General features: G+C 44.9%; 17 protein-coding genes. 11 read left to right on the forward strand and 6 right to left on the reverse strand.

The window, feature by feature from the left end; all coding sequences use genetic code 11:
- Positions 1 to 55: 55 nt before the first annotated feature.
- The 3 genes from tnpA to J4N43_RS20065 form a co-directional block, all read right to left on the reverse strand.
- The gene (tnpA, locus tag J4N43_RS20055) at positions 56 to 490 is read right to left on the reverse strand and encodes an IS200/IS605 family transposase (RefSeq protein ID WP_017633711.1); all 435 of its coding nucleotides are present in this window, start codon (positions 488 to 490) and stop codon (positions 56 to 58) included.
- Between the two features lie 149 nt (positions 491 to 639).
- Positions 640 to 3,801 carry a chitinase C-terminal domain-containing protein gene (locus J4N43_RS20060; RefSeq protein WP_158159348.1) on the reverse strand — a complete coding sequence of 1,054 codons (3,162 nt, stop codon included), beginning with the start codon at positions 3,799 to 3,801 and terminating at the stop codon, positions 640 to 642.
- A 277-nt stretch (positions 3,802 to 4,078) separates the two neighbouring features.
- Entirely contained in the window at positions 4,079 to 4,960 is an 882-nt protein-coding gene (locus J4N43_RS20065) for an AraC family transcriptional regulator (RefSeq protein WP_062730986.1), read from the reverse strand.
- A 206-nt stretch (positions 4,961 to 5,166) separates the two neighbouring features.
- Here J4N43_RS20065 and J4N43_RS20070 point away from each other — a divergent pair, with 206 nt between their 5' ends.
- The 7 genes from J4N43_RS20070 to J4N43_RS20100 all read left to right on the forward strand — a co-directional run bounded on the left by J4N43_RS20070 (position 5,167) and on the right by J4N43_RS20100 (position 11,708).
- Positions 5,167 to 6,315, forward strand: coding sequence for an iron-containing alcohol dehydrogenase (locus J4N43_RS20070; protein ID WP_062730987.1), 1,149 nt, complete (start codon positions 5,167 to 5,169; stop codon positions 6,313 to 6,315).
- A gap of 294 nt (positions 6,316 to 6,609) precedes the next feature.
- The gene (locus tag J4N43_RS20075) at positions 6,610 to 7,266 is read left to right on the forward strand and encodes a lysoplasmalogenase (protein ID WP_005376394.1); all 657 of its coding nucleotides are present in this window, start codon (positions 6,610 to 6,612) and stop codon (positions 7,264 to 7,266) included.
- A 169-nt stretch (positions 7,267 to 7,435) separates the two neighbouring features.
- Positions 7,436 to 8,170 (forward strand): amino acid ABC transporter ATP-binding protein, encoded by a 735-nt coding sequence (locus J4N43_RS20080; protein WP_062730988.1) that lies wholly within the window; start codon positions 7,436 to 7,438, stop codon positions 8,168 to 8,170.
- On the forward strand, positions 8,170 to 8,967 hold the full coding sequence (locus J4N43_RS20085; RefSeq protein ID WP_062730989.1) for an amino acid ABC transporter permease: 798 nt from the start codon (positions 8,170 to 8,172) through the stop codon (positions 8,965 to 8,967). Before J4N43_RS20080 ends, J4N43_RS20085 begins: the two co-directional genes overlap by 1 nt.
- A 9-nt stretch (positions 8,968 to 8,976) precedes the next feature.
- On the forward strand, positions 8,977 to 9,795 hold the full coding sequence (locus J4N43_RS20090; protein WP_062730990.1) for a transporter substrate-binding domain-containing protein: 819 nt from the start codon (positions 8,977 to 8,979) through the stop codon (positions 9,793 to 9,795).
- Positions 9,796 to 9,876: 81 nt separating this feature from the next.
- A complete protein-coding gene (locus J4N43_RS20095; RefSeq protein ID WP_062730991.1) occupies positions 9,877 to 10,797 on the forward strand; it encodes an amino acid ABC transporter permease in 921 nt (306 codons plus the stop codon).
- Between the two features lie 92 nt (positions 10,798 to 10,889).
- On the forward strand, positions 10,890 to 11,708 hold the full coding sequence (locus J4N43_RS20100; RefSeq protein ID WP_062730992.1) for an EAL domain-containing protein: 819 nt from the start codon (positions 10,890 to 10,892) through the stop codon (positions 11,706 to 11,708).
- Positions 11,709 to 11,814: 106 nt separating this feature from the next.
- Here J4N43_RS20100 and J4N43_RS20105 read toward each other — a convergent pair whose 3' ends face one another.
- Positions 11,815 to 12,348, reverse strand: a complete 534-nt coding sequence (locus tag J4N43_RS20105) for an RNA-binding S4 domain-containing protein (protein WP_158159347.1) — start codon at positions 12,346 to 12,348, stop codon at positions 11,815 to 11,817.
- Between the two features lie 226 nt (positions 12,349 to 12,574).
- On the opposite strand from J4N43_RS20105, the gene J4N43_RS20110 reads away from it, so the two are divergent.
- Positions 12,575 to 13,528, forward strand: a complete 954-nt coding sequence (locus J4N43_RS20110; protein WP_062730993.1) for an endonuclease/exonuclease/phosphatase family protein — start codon at positions 12,575 to 12,577, stop codon at positions 13,526 to 13,528.
- A 17-nt stretch (positions 13,529 to 13,545) separates the two neighbouring features.
- On the opposite strand, the gene cra is transcribed toward J4N43_RS20110, so the two are convergent.
- Positions 13,546 to 14,526, reverse strand: a complete 981-nt coding sequence (cra, locus tag J4N43_RS20115) for a catabolite repressor/activator (RefSeq protein ID WP_062730994.1) — start codon at positions 14,524 to 14,526, stop codon at positions 13,546 to 13,548.
- A 373-nt stretch (positions 14,527 to 14,899) separates the two neighbouring features.
- Here cra and fruB point away from each other — a divergent pair, with 373 nt between their 5' ends.
- From fruB to fruA, 3 genes are read left to right on the forward strand one after another with little or no spacing between them, the layout of a single operon-like run.
- On the forward strand, positions 14,900 to 16,033 hold the full coding sequence (gene fruB / locus J4N43_RS20120) for a fused PTS fructose transporter subunit IIA/HPr protein (protein WP_042520800.1): 1,134 nt from the start codon (positions 14,900 to 14,902) through the stop codon (positions 16,031 to 16,033).
- 9 nt (positions 16,034 to 16,042) lie between these two features.
- The gene (pfkB, locus tag J4N43_RS20125; RefSeq protein WP_042520798.1) at positions 16,043 to 17,014 is read left to right on the forward strand and encodes a 1-phosphofructokinase; all 972 of its coding nucleotides are present in this window, start codon (positions 16,043 to 16,045) and stop codon (positions 17,012 to 17,014) included.
- 18 nt (positions 17,015 to 17,032) lie between these two features.
- The gene (fruA, locus tag J4N43_RS20130) at positions 17,033 to 18,772 is read left to right on the forward strand and encodes a PTS fructose transporter subunit IIBC (RefSeq protein WP_062730996.1); all 1,740 of its coding nucleotides are present in this window, start codon (positions 17,033 to 17,035) and stop codon (positions 18,770 to 18,772) included.
- 82 nt (positions 18,773 to 18,854) lie between these two features.
- Here the strand turns inward: fruA and J4N43_RS20135 are convergent, their stop codons facing one another.
- Positions 18,855 to 19,565, reverse strand: coding sequence for a COG3650 family protein (locus J4N43_RS20135; protein ID WP_062730997.1), 711 nt, complete (start codon positions 19,563 to 19,565; stop codon positions 18,855 to 18,857).
- Positions 19,566 to 19,594: the final 29 nt, after the last annotated feature.

Consider the following 19,594-nt stretch of genomic DNA (forward strand, 5'->3'; position numbering starts at 1 on the left):
TACCACCTTCTAAAGAAGGTGGCTTTGTGTGAGCCCCCTAAAAGGGGGCCTTTGTTTAGTCCAGCGCCAATTGCTGCTGCTCTACTCGCTCTTGCTTCTCTTGATGTCTTACATATCGGCGTATTATTTCTTCATTGATTCCAACACTATCGACAAAATAGCCTCTTTGCCAAAAGTGATTACCCCAAAGCCTGTTCTTCCTAAGGTGAGGAAACTTGCTAAATAGCTTTAAGGCTATTTTGCCTTTCAATACCCCCATCAACTTGGATATCGAAAGCTTTGGTGGGACCTTTACAACTAAATGTACGTGGTCAACTTGTACGTTTAGCTCTACGACTTCACATCCAAGTTGATTACAGTAAACATAAATACATCGATAAACTTCTTTACCTATATTGTTCTTCAAGATCCTAAATCGATACTTTGGCGTCCACACTATATGGTATTGACAACGCCAAAATACGTGGGAAGCTTGATTGTATCTACTCATGTTATTTGTCCTCTTTGACTTCTGGAAAAATCAAAGACGCATTTAGCATGAGTAGTTTTACAGGCAAAGCCAAAACGGATGATAACCACCTACTGAAGTAGGTGGTTTAGGGCTGAAAACATTAGGCTATAACAAATAATCCATAATAATTAGATGTTACATACCGTTGACCAGCTACCATCTGTACCCGGTTCAGCCGCTGTCCACCAGTTCGCTTGGTAAACCACACCGTTGTGGATGATCTTATCGCCTTGGTTAGCGTGGCTTGGATTACCTGCCCAATCCGTTTGTGGCAGAGCTGGGTATGTCACTAAACCTGTCGTATCACACGTACCTGGTTCAGTGGTACCACCACCCGTGCCCGCATTGAGATCACCAATTGGTAGATCTGGCTGTTCAAACTTAAACGCAAACTCTTTACCACCAGAAATCACTGAGTAGTTAGCCGGACCAGAGATTGGTAGGTAGTAAACCATATCAAGCTCGTAAGTGCCGCCCGCTGGCAAGTCTTTCCATGCTGGTAGAGAGAACGACACACGGTGCATTACGCCATCTAAGCCACCAATGTTGTTTGCACGAGTATGTCCAGAAGCAATGACTTTCAAACCACCACCTGATTGGTCTTTCGCGTTGTCCGGCGCAGATACTGGGATATCGAATTGGAATTCAGTACCGCCAGGGATCGCTTGACCAGTGTTGTTCGTAAACGTGATTTTCGGGTTAATTGGGTAGTTTTGATCGCCAACTTTGAAGCCGCCAACACTAACAGTAATGTCTACTGCTTCAGTTGGTGTTGGACCAGTCGCTACTTTATTACCGTAAGGCGTCGCAGACTTAAACTTGTCGTAGATAGCTTTGGTCATAGTGTTACCCATGTGGTATTCACCATTACCTGCCGCACAAGCTTGTTCAGTGGCATCTACTGCCGTACGATTACCATTTGCATCCAGTACGTAACAGTTGTAATCACCGGCTAGTTCCCAGAACATGATACCGCCGATCTCTTTATCGATAACGTAATCGGCTTTCACCTCGATAGAAGCTTTATCTTCCGTAGATAGGAATACGCTCTTCTCTGCGTTCCACAACCAAGGTGCCACAGCAACGCTATCGTAATGACGGGTATAAGTACCAACAAACTTATCTGAAGGATCGTTGACAGGGTCGAGACCGTAAGCAGCTGCGTAAGAGCCCCAAATACCGTTTTCTAGGTTCTTAGCATGCCACATTGGGTTAGAACCAGCGCCCATTTCGTTTCCTTTAGGGTCGGTATCATGCCACATGTTGTCGATACCAATAGCGCCGTGACCACAGTTGTTCTTCTCACCTTCACCTGTGCCCGGTTGGCACTCTGCTTGGTTTGGTAGTGCCGCTCGGCCCCAAAGACCATTGTCGCCACCAGTAACACCTTGCCAACCACGGGTGTAGTAAGGAACACCAATGTTGATACGACCTGCTGGCATAGAGCCACGGAAGTAATGGTAAGCCCAGTCTGTGTTCAAGTAACCGATACCACCGTATGCAGCAGTGCCGTATACGTTCCACTGCGCTAGCTCAGAGTCTTTACCTGTATCGAATAAAGCCGCGTTATGACCAACGTGATCATTCCAAGCCCCATGCAAGTCGTAAGACATGATGTTTACGTAGTCTAGGTACTGAGTTACATCGAAGGTTTCCATCCCACGTAGCAAGTAACCTGAAGATGGTGCTGCGATAGTCAGCATATAATGAATACCATCTTGCGCGGATGCCGCATCAAGTTTCTCACGCAATACTTTCATCAGCTCTTGGTAAGACGCCCATAAATACTGACGACGTGGTTCCATGAAGTCTTTGTCGTAAGGGTTACCAGCACCAGCCATTGACGTCGGGTATTCATAGTCAATATCCAGGCCATCGAACTTGTACTGACGCATCATTTCAACGGCAGAAGTTGCGAACTTCTCAATACCAGCATGATTAATAGAACCGTCCGCATTCGTCGTCATGGTGTAGAAGCCACCATCAGCTACACGATCGCCGTTCGTATCGAAGTGACCGCCCGTTTCAGCCCAACCACCAATCGAGATTAGCGTTTTAACATCATGTTTTTGCTTGTAAGTTGCTAGTGCACCAAAATGACCTTTAAAACCAAGAGCAGGATCTACCTCAACGCCTGGCCAAGTTTTACCTGTAGCAGGGTTGTTAGGATCATTAACGTCGCCAACGTTTACTTTGCCGTCAGAACCAATGCTCACAAACGCGTAGTTAATGTGAGTAAGTTGTTCCCAAGGAATGTCTTTAACAAGGTAAGTCGCTTGTGGGTCGTCACCTGATCGCCAACTGGTGAAGTAGCCGATTACACGACGTGGGTGATCAGCCCCCATTTTCTCACGACCTTCTTCATCATAAATAGAACAGTAAGGAACATCTACACCCGTTGTTTGATAAAGACCATCAGGACGACAATTAGATGTCACTGCGCCGCCGTTTACTGTTAACGTCGCAATTGCAGAATCTGCTGTTGCTCCAGCATCATCGGTTGCTCTCGCATAAACACTTAATGAGCCAGCTTGTGAAGGGGTTACATCCAGCGTGTATGGCGCTGTTGTAGCAGTGCCAGCAAGCACACCTGCAACATAAAAATCAACTTTAGCAACGGTACCATCCGCATCCGTAGCATTTGCAGTCAGTGTTACGGAACCACCCAGGTCAATAGAGCTCGCAGAAAGCGCGACATCCACTGTCGGCGCTTCGTTACCAGGTTGCGCTGATGCCACAGTTAACGTCACAACACTTGCCGTACTAACGGCACCTGCATCGTCATAGGCCTTGGTAGAGAACTCGTGCTGTCCTTCAGTTGCTGTCCACGATGCAGCATACGGCGCAGACGTTGCCTGACCAACTAATACACCATCAACAAAGAACTCTACTTTGCTAACAGTCCCATCAGTATCTGCCGCATCTGCAGCTAGGTTAACAACATCACCCGCAGTCACAGAAGCCGACGCAGAAGGCGATGTCAGAGTAACCGTCGGGACTTCATTCTGAGGTGGTTCAACCGGTCCAGTGCCATCACAAGCGCCAAGTGTTTCCCACTCGCCCCACTCACCAGATTGCGCTGGATTGTTGTTTTGCGTCCAGTAACGCGCTTTATAAGCATTACCTTCATGCTGAACTTGGTCGCCACCGTTATAAACTTTTGATGATTGCCAAGTTTCTAGAGGGGCACAGTCAACTGCTGCGTAGCTATTGAAGGCCATAAGACAAGAAGCGGTGAGTGTGCTTAGTGTGAACACGTTTTTCACTGCGTTGCCGTTTTTAAGGTGCATAATCGCTCTTCCTTAAGTTATTGTTAAAACAATACTAAATGCGCTAAACGAAGCGCATCTTTACTTTTATTTCGACGTAAAATAACTTAAGTACAAGTTGGTGATTTCACACTATCTATTTACGAGTTTTCCACACCGCCTCGCAACAATCCACTAAATGATTGCAACAACGTACCTATTATTTGGCACCAGTAACTAATTTTATAACTCAAATAAATATGTCACTCGCAAATTAATAAAAAAGGTAAAAAAAGTCGCCATTTTGAAATAAAGATCACTAAGCCTTTGTTGACCTTGGCGTTTCATTAAAATGCCGCTTGTACTCGCGACTAAACTGTGATGGGCTCGTGTACCCGACCATTCTCGCTGCATCATTAACACGTCTCCCCTCTAACTGGATCAATTCGCGCGCTTTGTTAAGTCGAACTTTCTTAATATATTGCAACGGAGATTCAAGCGTGACATTGCGAAATGCTTGATGGAAAGCAGACACACTCATGTTGGCTTCTTCAGCCAATGCTTGTACGTTCAACTGTTCATGATACGCTTGATGTACACGATTTAGTGCTTTAGCTACCCTCGCGTAAGAACCTTCTTGATGTGCTAGGTCAAATAAAACATACCCCTCTTTGCTCACCAAAGTACGATACACAATTTCCTCAAGAAGCAACTCGCCAAGCATGATGACATCAAGCTCGTTACACATTGCTTTCATTAACCGTTTGCACGCATCCAACATACCTTCATTCATACGTACCGACTTAAGGCCGCAACGGGTAGCATCCAGACACTTATTACTGAATTTTTCAGCCTCTAATTTTTTAACGAGTTTATGAAGAAGCGTTGGCGAAATATCTATCGAAATGCCAAGTAAAGGCTGATTGTTTGTCGCAAACGCTTCGCACTCTAGTGGCATGGGAACCCCGACAACAAGGTAATCATCGGGCCCATATTGCACTGGTGTATCACCAATATGAATGTTCTTATGCCCTTGACCCAATACGATGATGCCGGACTGATAGACAAACGGCTGGCGATGATTCCCTTTGCTACTGCGATAAAACCATACGCCATCTATCGCTGTTTTCTTCATACCTTCTAGGTCATGCAGCCCCTGCTTTTCAACATATTGCTGCATGATATTTGCGAGAGTGTGCATTAGAGCGCTCCATCAATGACCAACGAGTTTGGTCTCTATTATCGTTTCGAGCACTATACTTCCTCTCGACTTTAACTTTCTAGCTCAAGAGCATTAATTTTGTAGAAATAGGCAAATTATTTGCAGAAATCGACCTGTTAACCATCATTAATCAGGACTAATATGCATGTATTCAATCTCCTTCACTGGAAGCAAGAGGGCTAATAATGAACTTTTCTTATGTAAACCCAACCAAGATTTTCTTTGGTCAAAAACAAATCGCAGCAATCAAAGAAGCTATCCCATCCGACCAAAAAGTTTTAGTGGTATACGGTGGTGGCTCCATCAAAAAAAATGGCGTGTACGACCAAGTAGCAGAAGCTCTTGAGGGACATGAATGGCTAGAGTTTTCAGGTGTTGAACCAAACCCAACCAAAGAAACACTCGATAAAGCAGTCGCAATGGTAAAAGAGCATGGTGTTGATTTTATTCTAGCGGTAGGTGGTGGTTCAGTCATCGATGGTTCCAAATACGTAGCAGCGGCATCAATGTATGATGGTGATGGTTGGGATATCATGATTGGTAAGCACCAAGTCACTGAAGCGACGCCTCTAGCTGCAATTTTGACATTGCCAGCAACAGGCTCAGAGTCAAACATGGGCGCAGTTATCACTAAAAAAGAAACTCAAGACAAACTTCCGTTCATGTCTCCAGCAGTGCAGCCAAAATTTGCCGTGTTAGACCCAGATGTAATGAAAACACTGCCAGAACGCCAGCTTATCAACGGCATTGTTGACGCATGGGTGCACGTATGTGAGCAATACTTGACGCTTCCTACCGGTGCAATGGTTCAAGATGGTTACGCAGAAACACTGCTGAAAACTTTAAAAACACTCGGAGAACAGTTTGCGGAACGAGACGACGATATGTGGCGCGCAAACTTAATGTGGTCTGCTAACCAAGCATTGAATGGGTTAATTGGTAGTGGCGTTCCACAAGACTGGGCGACACATATGATCGGCCATGAATTAACCGCTCTATGGGGCGTTGATCATGCGCGTTCTCTTGCAATTGTCCAACCATCGTTACTTCGTAACCAAATGCAGTTTAAGCGCCCTAAGTTAGAACAAATGGGTCGCAACGTATTTGGTCTTGAAGCAGGTGAGGATTTAGCAGAGCGCACAATAGAATCTATCGAAGCGTTTTATCATCAACTTGATGTCGCAACTAAGCTCGAAAACTATGGTGAGAGCCGTGAACAAGCTATCGATGCCATCATTGATCAACTAAACAAACACGGCATGACTGTTTTAGGTGAAAACCAGGCGATCACACTTGAACGTAGCCGAGAAATCTTAGAGTTAGCTGTCTCATAACTGCAACAATTCTTCACTGCCCTTCCTAGGGTTTAACGGTATTGTGACTTAACAGTCACAATACCGTTTTTTTATGCTATTTTGTAAGCCACATCACGTTCAAAACGAGGAGGCTTCTAAAAACAACGATTCCCTCCAGACAAAAAATCGGCCGTGTTGGTTAGTAAAGAGACAACTGTCCAGCTTTACACAAATAAAAATAATTGAGATCAAAGAACGAGTTAACTCGTTAATTAAGTTTTGATTTGTTGTAGTGATGTACTACATAATTTTGTCTGTTCGAGAAAACACTTTATGTGGCTAGTTGTTGTCGTATTAGCATTCATACATATCATCAGTATCCGTAAAGGCTCTAAATGGCTCTTTTACGTTTCTAAACCATTACCAGTGCTCTGTATGCTTGGTATTTTAATTCAGTCCCCAGCTTACCCAATGCCATATGCGCATTGGATTTTGATTGGCTTATCGCTCTCGTTGCTTGGTGACGTGTTATTAATGCTCCCTCGAGACAAGTTCATTACAGGATTAGTGCTCTTTTGCTCTGCCCATCTCTCCTATAGTTATGGTTTTGCCATCATGTCAGCGTGGCATTTTACACCTTGGCTCCCAATTGCCTTGTTCGGACTCGGTATATGCGTCTACTGGTTGTTCCGACCGGATCTCGGTAAAGAGAAACGGCCAGTTGCCAGTTATATATTGGTACTGATGACTATGTGCTGGGCTTCGATCGAGTATTATTTGAGTGGGAAAACACAATCCTCCTCTTTTGCAGTGCTCGGAAGCTTTATCTTTATTATCTCTGGCATCGTATTGGCTTTCGAACGCTTTGGAGGACGGTCAATATTTTCACGACAAGTTGTCATGGTGACCTACTATTCTGCACAGACACTAATGGTTATGTCTGTTGTTGCGATTGTTGTTCGTTATCCGTATCTCGTTGAACTGAGTTAGTCATACTCTAGACTCTAGACTGCACCAACATTAAAGAAACATGGATGTATCTTGTAAGCGATCTGAATAGAGTCTTAAAATCATCGCCTAAACATTAGCTTATTCTTAATGAAATTACGCGCACAACTTGCTATTGTAAAAGGATATTTTTCCGTTATAGCGTGCCCCTTTGAAAGAGAATACTCCCGTCGTTGAGTTTAGCGACGTAAATAAGTGGTATGGCGATTACCACGCTCTAAAAGACATCAACTTCTCCGTGCATTCTGGCGAGATCGTCGTGGTGTGTGGCCCTTCAGGTTCCGGAAAATCAACGCTCATTCGTTGCATCAATCATCTTGAATCGATTCAAGAAGGCCAGCTTCATGTGTTCGACCAGCCTTCTCACGCAAAATCTCTCAAGCCCGGTAAAATCGGCATGGTGTTCCAACACTTTCACCTTTTTCCTCATTTGACTGTACTGGAAAACCTCACCTTAGCGCCGATTCGCACACACAAATTATCAAAACAAGAAGCTGAAAAACGCGCAAGACATTACCTAAAGCGAGTCAATATTGAAGAGCAAGTGAGTAAGTATCCTATCCAGCTTTCTGGCGGTCAGCAGCAACGCGTCGCGATTGCCCGCTCCTTGTGTATGGAACCGGATTTACTCCTGTTTGACGAGCCAACTTCAGCGCTTGATCCGGAAATGATCAACGAAGTGTTGGATGTCATGGTTGAGCTGGCTCAAAGCGGAATGACGATGATTTGCGTCACGCATGAAATGGGATTTGCCAAAAAAGTAGCGAACCGCGTGGTATTTATGGATGAAGGCCAAATCGTGGAAATGAACTCTCCAGTCGCCTTATTTGAGACACCACAGCATCCACGCACCCAAGCATTTTTGAACCAAATTTTAAGTTACTGATGATAGTTCGCGTAATCAAACCTGTCCTTCAAGCTTTACTGCAAATGACGCTCCTCTTCATAGCGATTGTGTGGGTGTTGGACTCTGGTGCCGACGCTATGGGCTATCAATGGCAATGGGAGCGCGTACCTGATTACATCGCTTTTTATGAAGATGGCGAATGGTGGCCGGCAGAACTTATTGATGGGCTATTGGTAACGCTTAACATCTCGGCTATTAGTCTATTTTTTACCTTAGTATTAGGGTTGGTTACCGCGTTACTAAGGCTTAGCGATTCGAAAGTCGGCAATGTTATTGGTACCACTTATGTCGAAGTAATACGTAACACGCCGTTGTTGGTGCAAATCTATTTACTCTACTTCGTGTTTGGCCCCGTGATTGGTTTGGACCGATTCAGCACCGCCGTTTTGGCATTATCCCTTTTCCAAGGTGCCTACACCGCGGAAATATTCCGTGCAGGTTTAAACAGTATTCCTAAAGGGCAATTCGAAGCAGCACAAACTCTCGGACTATCACCGTTTTACACCTACAAAGACGTAATTTTGCCTCAGGTTTTACAGCGCACATTACCGCCATTAACCAATGAAGTGGTTTCTTTGATCAAAAACTCTTCCATTGTAAGCGTGATGGCGATTTTTGATCTAACAACACAGGCACGCAACACCGTCTCAGAGACGGCGATGCCGTTCGAAATTTGGTTTACCGTGGCAGCAATTTATCTTGCTCTCACTCTGTCACTTTCTGGCTTGTCTGCATGGCTAGAACACAAACTCGGAGCCAGTTGGCGCAAATTATAAGGAGATAACATGAAGTTATTCAAAGCGACCATTACTGCATTATTAGGGCTAGCCATCGCTATGCCTACAATCGCGAAAGAAGATGTCGCCACACCCAATGTAGATCAAATCAAAGAACGAGGCACTTTGCGCGTTGGTATGTCAACATTTGTACCTTGGGCAATGCGTAACAAGCAAGGTGAGTTAATCGGTTTTGAAATCGATGTTGCCAAACGCTTAGCACAAGATTCAGGTTTGAAAGTGGAATTCGTACCGACTGCGTGGGATGGCATTATTCCCGCACTACTGGCGAAAAAGTTCGACGTGATCATCGGCGGCATGTCGGTTACGCCTGAGCGTTCCAAAAGCGTCTTGTTTACTGAGCCCTACTCGCACTCAGGCGTTCAAGTAGCAGCAAACAAAGAACTCGCCTCTGGTTTTAGCGAATTTTCGGATTTTGATTCACGACGCGTAAAAATAGCGGCTCGTCGCGGCGCATTCACCGTTCAAGTCGCCAGAGAAACCTTCCCGAAAGCGAAGATCCTGCAATTTGATGACGACGCGCAAGCGTTCCAAGAGGTACTGAATGGTAACGCCCATGCGGTAATTGCTTCTAGCCCAAAACCAGAACATGAGACAGTGAAACACAGCGACAAACTATTCCTTCCATTCTCTGAGCGACTATCAAAAGGTAACGAAGCCTTTGCAGTTCGCTTGGGGGAAGAAGATAAAAAGGCCTTTTTCAATAAATGGATTGAAGCAAGAACCCAAGATGGATGGTTAAAACAACGTTATGAATACTGGTTCTCGACATTAGATTGGCAAGATCAAGTCGCGCAAGGCCAGTAATCTAAATGGCTCGTGGACGCCGCGAGCCTATACTCTCCAATCATCCATTTTACTTTTCCATAACTTATCGGAGTCAAATTTTTGGGCGAACACACTACCACTCGCACAGCACCCGCGAAATCCAGCACAGGCTACCTTTTACCGCAATTAAACACACTAGACTGGGTACTACTTGTCATGTGCGGTATCGGTGGTGTTTGGCTGTACCATCGGTCCACTATTGGTGTGCATTATTTGTGGCAGTGGAAAGAGGCGCTTGAATTACTTTTCACGCCTGGAGCAGATGGTGGTTTGCCCTACTTCTTCCAAGGTTTGATTTCGACGTTAAGGCTCAGTGTTTGGGGCATCAGCTTCGCATTAGCGTTTGGCACTTTGTTAGGCTTAGCACGCTTCTCTCGTTCCGTTTGGTTGCGCACACCTGCCAATGCGTTTATCCAGTTAGTGAGAAACATCCCTCCGTTGGTATTTGTTTTTATTTTCTACTTTTTCATTTCTAACCAATTGATCCCGTTACTTGGTTTGGAAGATCTTCTACGAAACTACAACGGCGAACCAAATGCGCTACAGCACTTTCTGTTTGGGCCTTCGAACCTTTGGGAAAACCTTGCCTCTGGCGTGTTATGTGTCGGCTTACTCTCTTCTGCCTACATTGCAGAAGTTGTGCGCGGTGGTTTACAAAGTATCGACCAAGGTCAGTGGGAAGCGGCTGACTCATTGGGCTTGTCTCGATGGGTGAAATACCGATTTGTTATCGCGCCACAGGTGCTTAAATCAATCACACCTGCACTTGCCGGTCAAACCATCTCTTTGGTGAAAGACACCTCTATTGTTTCACTGATTTCGATACAAGAAATGACGTTTGTTGGGACAGAGATGGCAAATTCATCAGGGTATATATTTGAAATTTGGTTGATTGTCGGCCTTGCTTACTTCTTAATTTGTTTTGGTCTGTCACTTATTTTTCGCCATATTGAAGCAAAATCGGAAGCCATTTCAAATTAACTCAACCGCATATGTAATTAGGCACATTTGATTCTTCAAATCAGAATTGCACCCTGTTACATTGACAAGATGCTAAATTTTCGGCGTTTTTCATGGAGTTAAAGAATCAATCCGACTACGAGCGATACATAAAACAAGATAATCTTGGTGAATATTACGTAGTTCTCAATCAATTCACTTTTCACAGTGTTTATCAGCCAATTTTTGATAGACGCCAACGTATTATTGGTATGGAAGCCTTACTGCGTATTCGTGGCATTGATGGTTCCCTAATTCGTCCTGACGTGTTTCTGGCCAATAATGGTCTTGATCCCTACTTTCGCTTATGTGTAGAGTTTTTATCCAGAGCAATGCACATTCGAAATTTTGCACGCTATTTCGCAGGGACACCGATAAAACTGTTTCTTAACGTCATGCCTCAAACGCTACTCACGCTAACCAAAGACATGGGCTTTAAAGATAACGGCCTGCTTTACAAACGCCTTTCCGAACTTGGTATGAGCCCATCAGACGTAGTTTTTGAAGTAGTCGAAGAGTCATGCGGAAATACGGATTTATTAATCAAAGCCGTACAGTTAATGAAAGCGAATGGTTTTATCTTTGCTATCGATGATTTTGGCGCCCAACATTCTGATATCGCACGTGTTCAGCAGCTCTGCCCTGACATCATCAAAATCGATCGTTCCTATTTGCTAGACTACTGCGCCGGAGAAACCTTTTCCATACATAGCGCCGTTGATCTAGCGGATCATATGGGAGCAAAAGTCATTATAGAAGGGGTTGAAGAAGACGTGCAGCTAAAAGCTATGTATCAACTTAATTTGGATTATTACCAAGGCTTTTACTTAGGAAAGCCTTGCGCCATTCATCACTGGACAGATAGCCTAAACATCGAGACGACAGTGCATTAACACTGCCCACTTACAGCACAGTGAAACCAAAAAAGCGCCGATATAATATGCTCGGCGCTTTTTAGTTTTACTCAGATGTCACTTATTTAGTTAAGCGTTCATTTCCCTAGAAAAAATCAATAGAATTACGACCGCTCTTCGGATCACGAGTGGCTTGCGGTTTGTCTTCTTTTTTGCCTTTCTTAGCAGACTGAGACAACGCTTCTTTCTGCGCTTTACGCTCTTTATGTGCCGCTTTACGGCCTGTTGATTTAGGCCCAGAGGCTTTAGGTGACTTACTTTGACGAGACTTATCTTTACGAGAAGACTGCGCTTCTTTTTTCGCTTTCTTTTCTGCTTTTTGCTCTGCCGTTTCAGGTTCGGTTACTGGCGCATCGCAAACCACAACATAATATTCCTGGTTAAACTCAAAAAAGTCACCATCATACATCTTGCGGCGCTTACGTGTTTCTAGTTCACCATTCACCGCGACGTAGCCTTTCTCGATGATATGTTTTGCTTCGCCGCCACCGCTGACCAAGTTTGCGATTTTGAAAAGCTTGTATAGTTCGATTGGATGCGCATCAACATCGATGCCAATCGCTTCGATCTCAATCTCTTCGCCTTCTAAATACTCTTCGTGGTCGTAATCTTGGGTCATGTTACTTACTCTTACTATTTGATGCCCTGAAGTTTAAACGCAATGCTTAAAAATAGAAACCTCTGGCGATGTTCAATCACCGATTCGCCTTGGCATTTGAGCACCTCTTAACCCATTTAAATTGTCGCTCGTTAGCTTGTATATCGATGCGTAGCTCAAACGAAGATGCAATTACGCAACCTGAAGGTATATACTCTCTAAGTTATTGTTGAAAAGAGCGAATACTTTGTCTCAACCAAGTAGAATTACCTTTGTCACTGCGAACTTGTTTAATTTTGTCGCACCGCCTAACGCCTACTATGATTTCGAGAACATATACTCGTTAGAGCAATGGCGAGACAAACTTTCGTGGACGCAACGTCAAGTTGAAAAACTGGAAGGCGACGTGATTGGCTTACAAGAAGTATTCAGTATCGAGAAGACCCAGGCATTCTTTTCAACCATCGGCTACCCCTACTTTGCGACCGTTGACACCCCACATGTTGAGGATGAGTACATTTACTCAAGCCCTGTTGTGGCAATCGCATCTCGGTTTCCAATAGAAAAAGTACAAGCGGTAGAGTTTGACTTAGCAACGCTTGAGCCTTTTGGAGTAAGTGTTGTTCCAGAGTTCAGTCGCAAACCTATCTATGCCCAAGTAATACATCCTGTACTTGGTCATATCGCCGTTTACGTAACGCACCTGAAATCTCAACGCCCGGCCGACTCAGAACAACCAGAAACGTCTAGCACGATTATTGGGCGCTGGTTATCCACCCAGCAAAGAGGCTGGGAAGCAGCGATGTTAAGAGACGCGATGCAAAAGAGGTATCGAAAAGAACCAATGCCGACAGTGTTAATGGGCGATATGAATCAGCCTATCACTCCTATCAGCGTTAACAGCACATTGGTATCCAATACTGGTGACAGCGTCACTGAATTACAACTCAAAGATGGTTGGTTATTGCAAAGTGACCCCCTGAAGGATGAACGCCCAGCCACGCACTATCATTTTTCCACTGGGAATGTACTCGACTATATCTTGCTCTCACAAGAGTTTGACACCTTATCAGATATATCGGTTGCCGAGGTTGTTGACTATCAGGTGTCTAACCAACATCTGATCAACCCGATTTATGACAGAGATAAAAACGCCAGCGACCACGCATTTGTGGCACTGACGGCTGAAGTAAAGCTTTGAGCAACCTATTTAGTTACTTAGTGACGTTTCACAATTTTACGCGGGATAAGTTCTACGCCAGGCTTGTAACGCTTGGCGGAAGCATTGAGTGCTAACTCCATTGCGCTGTCCGCGATCAACTCAAACTGTTGAGGCAAAGAGTTGATTTTCACAGGCAAAAAGTCCAGCAGTCGATTATCACCAAATGTCGCTAAACGCACCTTTCCCATCAGTTCTGGTTTTTCTAGCATTACATCCAACACACCTTCTAACAGTGTGTATGACGTTGTAACAATGGCATCTGGCAATGCGTTCTCTGTTAACCATCTCTCTAAGACTTTCTTGCCTTCTTCCCGGGAGAAGTGTTGTCCATAACCCACTGTTGCCGTTTTACCACCTTGTTGAGAAGCAGATAGAAAACCAAGCTCACGCTCTTTTGAGACTTGAAGATCTTGCAATGCACCGATTAAGCCAATGGACTTAATATCCTCTGACAGTACTGACTGAGTGAGTTCAAGTGCGGCATCAAAATCTTCGCTGATGACACAACAAAAGTGCTCATCATCCATTGGACGGTCTAGCGCGATAACTGGCGTACCAGAATTTTGCAACTTAAGATAATACTCGTTTGCAGTGGGCATACCACTTGCCACAAACAACGCATCAATACGACGACTGACTAATGCTTCCGCCACCTTTTGCTCTGTATCAGGATCATCATCAGAGCAGCCAATCAAAATTTGGTACCCCGCTTTCCGAGAGTTTTGCTCTATCAGCTTTGCAAGACGCGCATAACTGGTGTTCTCTAAGTCTGGGATGATAAGCCCAAATGAGCGTGAATTACCTGCCCGCAAGGAAGACGCCGCATGATCTGGCTTATAATTGTACTCTTCTACAACGGCCATCACCTTTTTCTGAGTCTTCTCGCTGATGCGGTATTTCTGCGCTTTTCCGTTAATCACATAGCTTGCAGTTGTCTTAGAAACACCCGCTAATTTGGCTATTTCATCCAGTGTCATATTCTAAACCTTATTCTGTGCGCGCGATCATATTAATACATCAACGATCTTTCGATAAGTTGAATTATAAGCTGAACCGATTCAGTATAAAAGCTGAAAGGATTCAGCAAAACTTAAAAATTGACGTAAATCACCCGAACACGCAACAAACCAATTTGTGAGCTAGGCTATAGGACAGCGGCAAATGCTCGTTTGTTAACGTCAGTTTTTAAAACAGTTTTTCTGAGTCTTTTAAAAAATTTACCAACAAGCTGAATCGATTTAGCTTGAAATATAAAAGGTTTGAGGAGTGATAAGCGCTCAGAAGAAGCGGCGTTCAACTTCTCACACAGAATACATTTTTAAATTGATACCTTAAGGCTGGAGAAGCACCATGCTTAAGCTAAATAAGAACGACATTACCCTCTCGCAATCAGCGACAGATAAGTTTGAAGCAATAAAGAGTATTGCTCATAGCCTGACTGATAAAGGCCTAGTTGAGCAAGGTTACGTTGAAGGCATGCTAAACCGTGAAAACCAAAACTCTACGTTTTTGGGGAACGGTATTGCCATACCGCACGGTACAACCGACACTCGTGCAATGGTGAAAACAACGGGTGTTGCTGTGCACCACTTCCCACAAGGTGTCGACTGGGGTGATGGCAATACTGTGTTCGTCGCTATCGGTATCGCAGCTAAATCTGATGAGCACCTTGGCATTCTTAAACAGCTCACCAAAGTGCTAGGCGCAGATGGCGTAGAAGAACGTCTGCGTAATGCAAAAAATGAAGACGAAATCATCGCCCTACTGCACGGTGATGTTCAGCTTGAAGCAGACTTTGACGCTTCTTTAATTCAACTGATGTTCCCTGCGAGCGACATGCTACAGATGAGTGCTGTTGCTGGTGGTCTGTTGAAAAATACGGGATGTGCTGATAACGAATTCGTTGCAGATCTCGTTACCAAACAACCAACTCACTTAGGTAATGGCCTGTGGTTAATTGGCAGTGACAAACATGTCACTCGCACAGGTGTGTCATTTGTCTCGACGGCAAACGACTGCGAATATGAAGGTCAAAAAGTGCGTGCACTTTTCGCGTTCGCAGCATGTAACAATGCTCACCAACCTATCCTAAAAACGCTTTCTAATATTGTGTTTAACAATGAACACGGCAAGCTTTTAGATGCATCAGTAGAACAGATTCTTGCTTTGTTCAAAGGTGAAGAAGTCACAGCCGCATCTTCAGAAGAAGGCAATACCGCTGTATTTAAAATCAAAAACTCTCACGGCCTACATGCTCGTCCGGGGGCAATGTTAGTCGCAGAAGCGAAAAAGTTTGAATCCACTATACGTGTTGCCAACCTAGACGGAGATGGAAAAGCAGTAAACGCGAAGAGCCTAATGAAAGTTATCGCGCTGGGCGTTAAGCACGGTCACCAACTTCAATTTACAGCAGAAGGCCCTGATGCCCCGCAAGCCTTGGAGTCTATCGGAAATGCAATCGCTTCTGGCCTTGGTGAAGGTTAAGGATCCGATATGACAAACAAAACAAATAAGGTTGTCACTATTACGCTCAACCCGGCATTGGATTTAACAGGTTCAGTAAATGAACTAAACGTTGGTTCCGTGAGCTTAGTACAGCAAAGCAATCTCCACGCTGCAGGTAAAGGTGTCAACGTAGCAAAAGTGTTGAGCGATTTAGGCGCAGATGTCACGGTTACCGGCTTTCTTGGTAAAGATAACCCTGAGCTATTCCATCAGCTTTTCAATGACATCGGCGTTAAGAATGAGTTTGTAGAAGTACAAGGTGCAACTCGTATCAACGTCAAGCTCGTTGAGGCTAATGGAAACGTTAGTGACATTAACTTCCCTGGTGTTCAAGTTACGGCAGAAGAAATCGCGCGCTTTGAAGAAACCCTATTCCGCCTTGCTGAAACACACGATTACTTTGTATTGGCAGGCAGCCTACCGGGCGGTGTTACTGCAGAGCAATGCGCTGCATGGATAGAAGCACTGCATCAACAAGGCAAAAAGGTGTTGTTCGACAGTAGCAAAGCCGCATTGAAGTCAGGTATTGATGCTCACCCATGGTTAATTAAACCTAACGATGAAGAACTTGGTGATTTTGTTGGCGAACATCTAGCAACACCTGAACAGTGCCAAGCTGCAGCGCAAACACTGAGCGACAAAGGCATAGAAAACATCGTGGTTTCTATGGGACCTGACGGTGTTATGTGGCTCAACCAAGGCGAATGGCTTAGTGCAAAACCGCCTCGAATGCATGTCGTGAGCACCGTTGGCGCAGGCGATACGCTGGTCGCTGGCTTGTGTTGGGGCCACATGCAACTGATGCCTAAAAACGATTTATTGCGCTTCGCTACGGCACTTTCTGCTTTGGCAGTTAGTCAAGTTGGCGTAGGGCTAACCAGTCAGGAAGAACTGGAAAATATCAAGCGACAAACTGAAGTTAGCGCGCTTTACCCTATTACAAACTTAGAACAAAACTAAGGAACAGAAGGTTATCGTATGAATATTGCCATTATTACTGCCTGTCCGAGCGGTGTAGCAAATAGCATCCTTGCGGCAGGATTACTAGAACAAGCCGCCGCAAAATTAAACTGGAATGCCAAAATAGAATGTCAATCAAGTGTGGTTGAACCAACACTATTGACGGAAGCTGACGTTGAACAAGCAGAAGTCATTGTCATTGCGGCAAATACTAGCGTCGACACTTCACGTTTTGTAGGAAAAAAGGTTTACCAAGCGGAAATTAGCGAAGTAGCAAAAGACGCAACTGCGTTTCTCCAGCAAGCGGTTGAAAACGCCACTTTACTTGAAAAAGCAACCACACTTGCAGCCCCTATCACTACAGATACAACATCAGCATCAAAGAAGATTGTTGCAATCACGGCATGCCCTACTGGCGTTGCGCATACCTTTATGGCGGCAGAAGCTTTAGAAGAAGAAGGCAAGCGTCGTGGCCATCAAATCAAGGTGGAAACTCGTGGTTCAGTTGGCGCTAAAAACCAACTGACTGAGCAAGAAATTGCAGATGCCGATCTGGTGATCATTGCTGCGGATATTGAAGTGCCACTTGATCGCTTTAACGGAAAAAAGATGTACCGCACGAAAACAGGCCCAGCTCTGAAAAAAACAGCCGAAGAGATGGACAAAGCATTCGAGCAAGCCACGATTTACCAACATTCAGGTTCTGCAAATTCTGCTTCGGCAGCAGACGAGAAGAAAGGCGCTTACAAACACTTGATGACAGGGGTATCGCACATGCTGCCTGTGGTTGTCGCTGGTGGTTTGATCATCGCCCTATCGTTCGTGTTTGGTATTGAAGCATTTAAAGAAGAAGGCACACTAGCAGCAGCCTTGATGAACATTGGTGGTGGCTCTGCATTCGCATTGATGATTCCTGTACTTGCTGGCTATATTGCGTTTTCAATCGCTGACCGTCCTGGTCTGGCTCCTGGTCTTGTTGGTGGTATGCTAGCAAGTTCAACGGGTGCTGGTTTCCTAGGTGGTATCGCAGCTGGCTTCATTGCCGGTTACGCAGCGAAACTCCTCGCAGATAAGGTGAAACTGCCACAATCGATGGAGGCGCTTAAACCGATTCTGATCATTCCATTTGTAGCAACATTGTTCACTGGTCTTGTGATGATCTACATCGTAGGCGGCCCAGTTTCAGGCATCATGAACGGCCTGACTGACTTCCTAAACAACATGGGATCTGACAGTGCAGTACTACTGGGTATTATCCTTGGCGCAATGATGTGTTTCGACCTAGGAGGCCCGGTAAACAAAGCCGCTTACGCATTTGGTGTTGGCCTTTTGGCTTCACAAACTTACGCGCCAATGGCGGCAATCATGGCCGCAGGTATGGTTCCTGCGCTAGGTATGGGTTTAGCGACCTTCATTGCGAAGAACAAATTTGAACAAAATGAACGTGAGGCAGGTAAAGCATCATTTGTCTTGGGCCTTTGTTTCATCTCTGAAGGCGCAATTCCATTTGCTGCGAAAGATCCAATGCGCGTGATTCCATCTTGTATGGCAGGTGGCGCACTTACTGGTGCCCTATCGATGCTATTCGGTGCGAAATTAATGGCCCCACACGGCGGTCTATTCGCGCTGCTAATTCCTAACGCAATTTCACCAGTATTAATGTATTTAGTGGCTATTGCAGCAGGTACAGCGGTAACTGGATTTACTTACGCATTCTTAAAAAGCAAAGCAGAAGCGAAACAAGAAGTCGCAGCTTAATTAGAGCGACTCCGGTTAACAATGCCACCCTCGAATTTGGCATTTAACACCTCCCTTTAATTCCGGTTAAGGGAGGTGTTTTTTATTCCACAGCCGGAACGGCTACAATGTCTACTTCCCCACTGCTCATATCCACCGTTGCTTGATAAGCGCTATGCGGGTCACCGTAGTGCTTGAAGGTAAAGTGGTAAACGTTAGCTGGCGTCCACAAGGTTTTTGATTCTGCGGGCAGAATGTCATAGCCGTCTTGCTGATAAAGCTCTGTCGCCATTACATTTGCGATTGCCGCCTGCTGGTTAGCGTCTCGATCCACCTTTGGCTCTAGTGACGGGTTACTTGGATAAGACTCACCGTTGTAACTCATGAGTCGATATGAGCCATTACTCCAAACGATAAAGTCCTGCCAACCATTACTGTAACTGTTGGCTAGTACAATAGGCGTGCGAGTTACCGACATTCGATTAATAACGTTTCCCTCATTATCAAACATATATGCAGAGCAGCCACCACTACCACAGAAATAGCGATCTTGAAGCAACACTATGTGTTCTGTCTTTCCGTCGCTGTTTAGGTCGGCGCTACCCGATAGATAACGTAGATTGTCTTGCTCGAGCGACAACCCTTCAGGGGCTAAAACCTTACTATCAATCCAACTGGAAATGACTTCAGCACTAACACTGTTGATTTTAGGGGCAGGTTGTTTGGTTTCTGTCGGCATGCTATCCGTCGCGGTGCAGCCAACCAAGGTGAAAGAACCAACGAAGAAGAGTCCGTTTAATATGCGCTTATTCATGTAATCTCAATCTTTGATGTGTCGTTACA

The organism is Vibrio sp. SCSIO 43009, assembly GCF_023716525.1.
GTDB lineage: Bacteria > Pseudomonadota > Gammaproteobacteria > Enterobacterales > Vibrionaceae > Vibrio > Vibrio alginolyticus.

What these genes read in the sequence shown, in the direction of transcription:
- tnpA (WP_017633711.1), bottom strand. Translation starts at nt 490, where the DNA reads ATGAGTAGATACAATCAAGCTTCCCACGTATTTTGGCGTTGTCAATAC.
- J4N43_RS20060 (WP_158159348.1), bottom strand. Translation starts at nt 3,801, where the DNA reads ATGCACCTTAAAAACGGCAACGCAGTGAAAAACGTGTTCACACTAAGC.
- J4N43_RS20065 (WP_062730986.1), bottom strand. Translation starts at nt 4,960, where the DNA reads ATGCACACTCTCGCAAATATCATGCAGCAATATGTTGAAAAGCAGGGG.
- J4N43_RS20070 (WP_062730987.1), top strand. Translation starts at nt 5,167, where the DNA reads ATGAACTTTTCTTATGTAAACCCAACCAAGATTTTCTTTGGTCAAAAA.
- J4N43_RS20075 (WP_005376394.1), top strand. Translation starts at nt 6,610, where the DNA reads ATGTGGCTAGTTGTTGTCGTATTAGCATTCATACATATCATCAGTATC.
- J4N43_RS20085 (WP_062730989.1), top strand. Translation starts at nt 8,170, where the DNA reads ATGATAGTTCGCGTAATCAAACCTGTCCTTCAAGCTTTACTGCAAATG.
- J4N43_RS20090 (WP_062730990.1), top strand. Translation starts at nt 8,977, where the DNA reads ATGAAGTTATTCAAAGCGACCATTACTGCATTATTAGGGCTAGCCATC.
- J4N43_RS20100 (WP_062730992.1), top strand. Translation starts at nt 10,890, where the DNA reads ATGGAGTTAAAGAATCAATCCGACTACGAGCGATACATAAAACAAGAT.
- J4N43_RS20105 (WP_158159347.1), bottom strand. Translation starts at nt 12,348, where the DNA reads ATGACCCAAGATTACGACCACGAAGAGTATTTAGAAGGCGAAGAGATT.
- cra (WP_062730994.1), bottom strand. Translation starts at nt 14,526, where the DNA reads ATGACACTGGATGAAATAGCCAAATTAGCGGGTGTTTCTAAGACAACT.
- fruB (WP_042520800.1), top strand. Translation starts at nt 14,900, where the DNA reads ATGCTTAAGCTAAATAAGAACGACATTACCCTCTCGCAATCAGCGACA.
- pfkB (WP_042520798.1), top strand. Translation starts at nt 16,043, where the DNA reads ATGACAAACAAAACAAATAAGGTTGTCACTATTACGCTCAACCCGGCA.
- fruA (WP_062730996.1), top strand. Translation starts at nt 17,033, where the DNA reads ATGAATATTGCCATTATTACTGCCTGTCCGAGCGGTGTAGCAAATAGC.
- J4N43_RS20135 (WP_062730997.1), bottom strand. Translation starts at nt 19,565, where the DNA reads ATGAATAAGCGCATATTAAACGGACTCTTCTTCGTTGGTTCTTTCACC.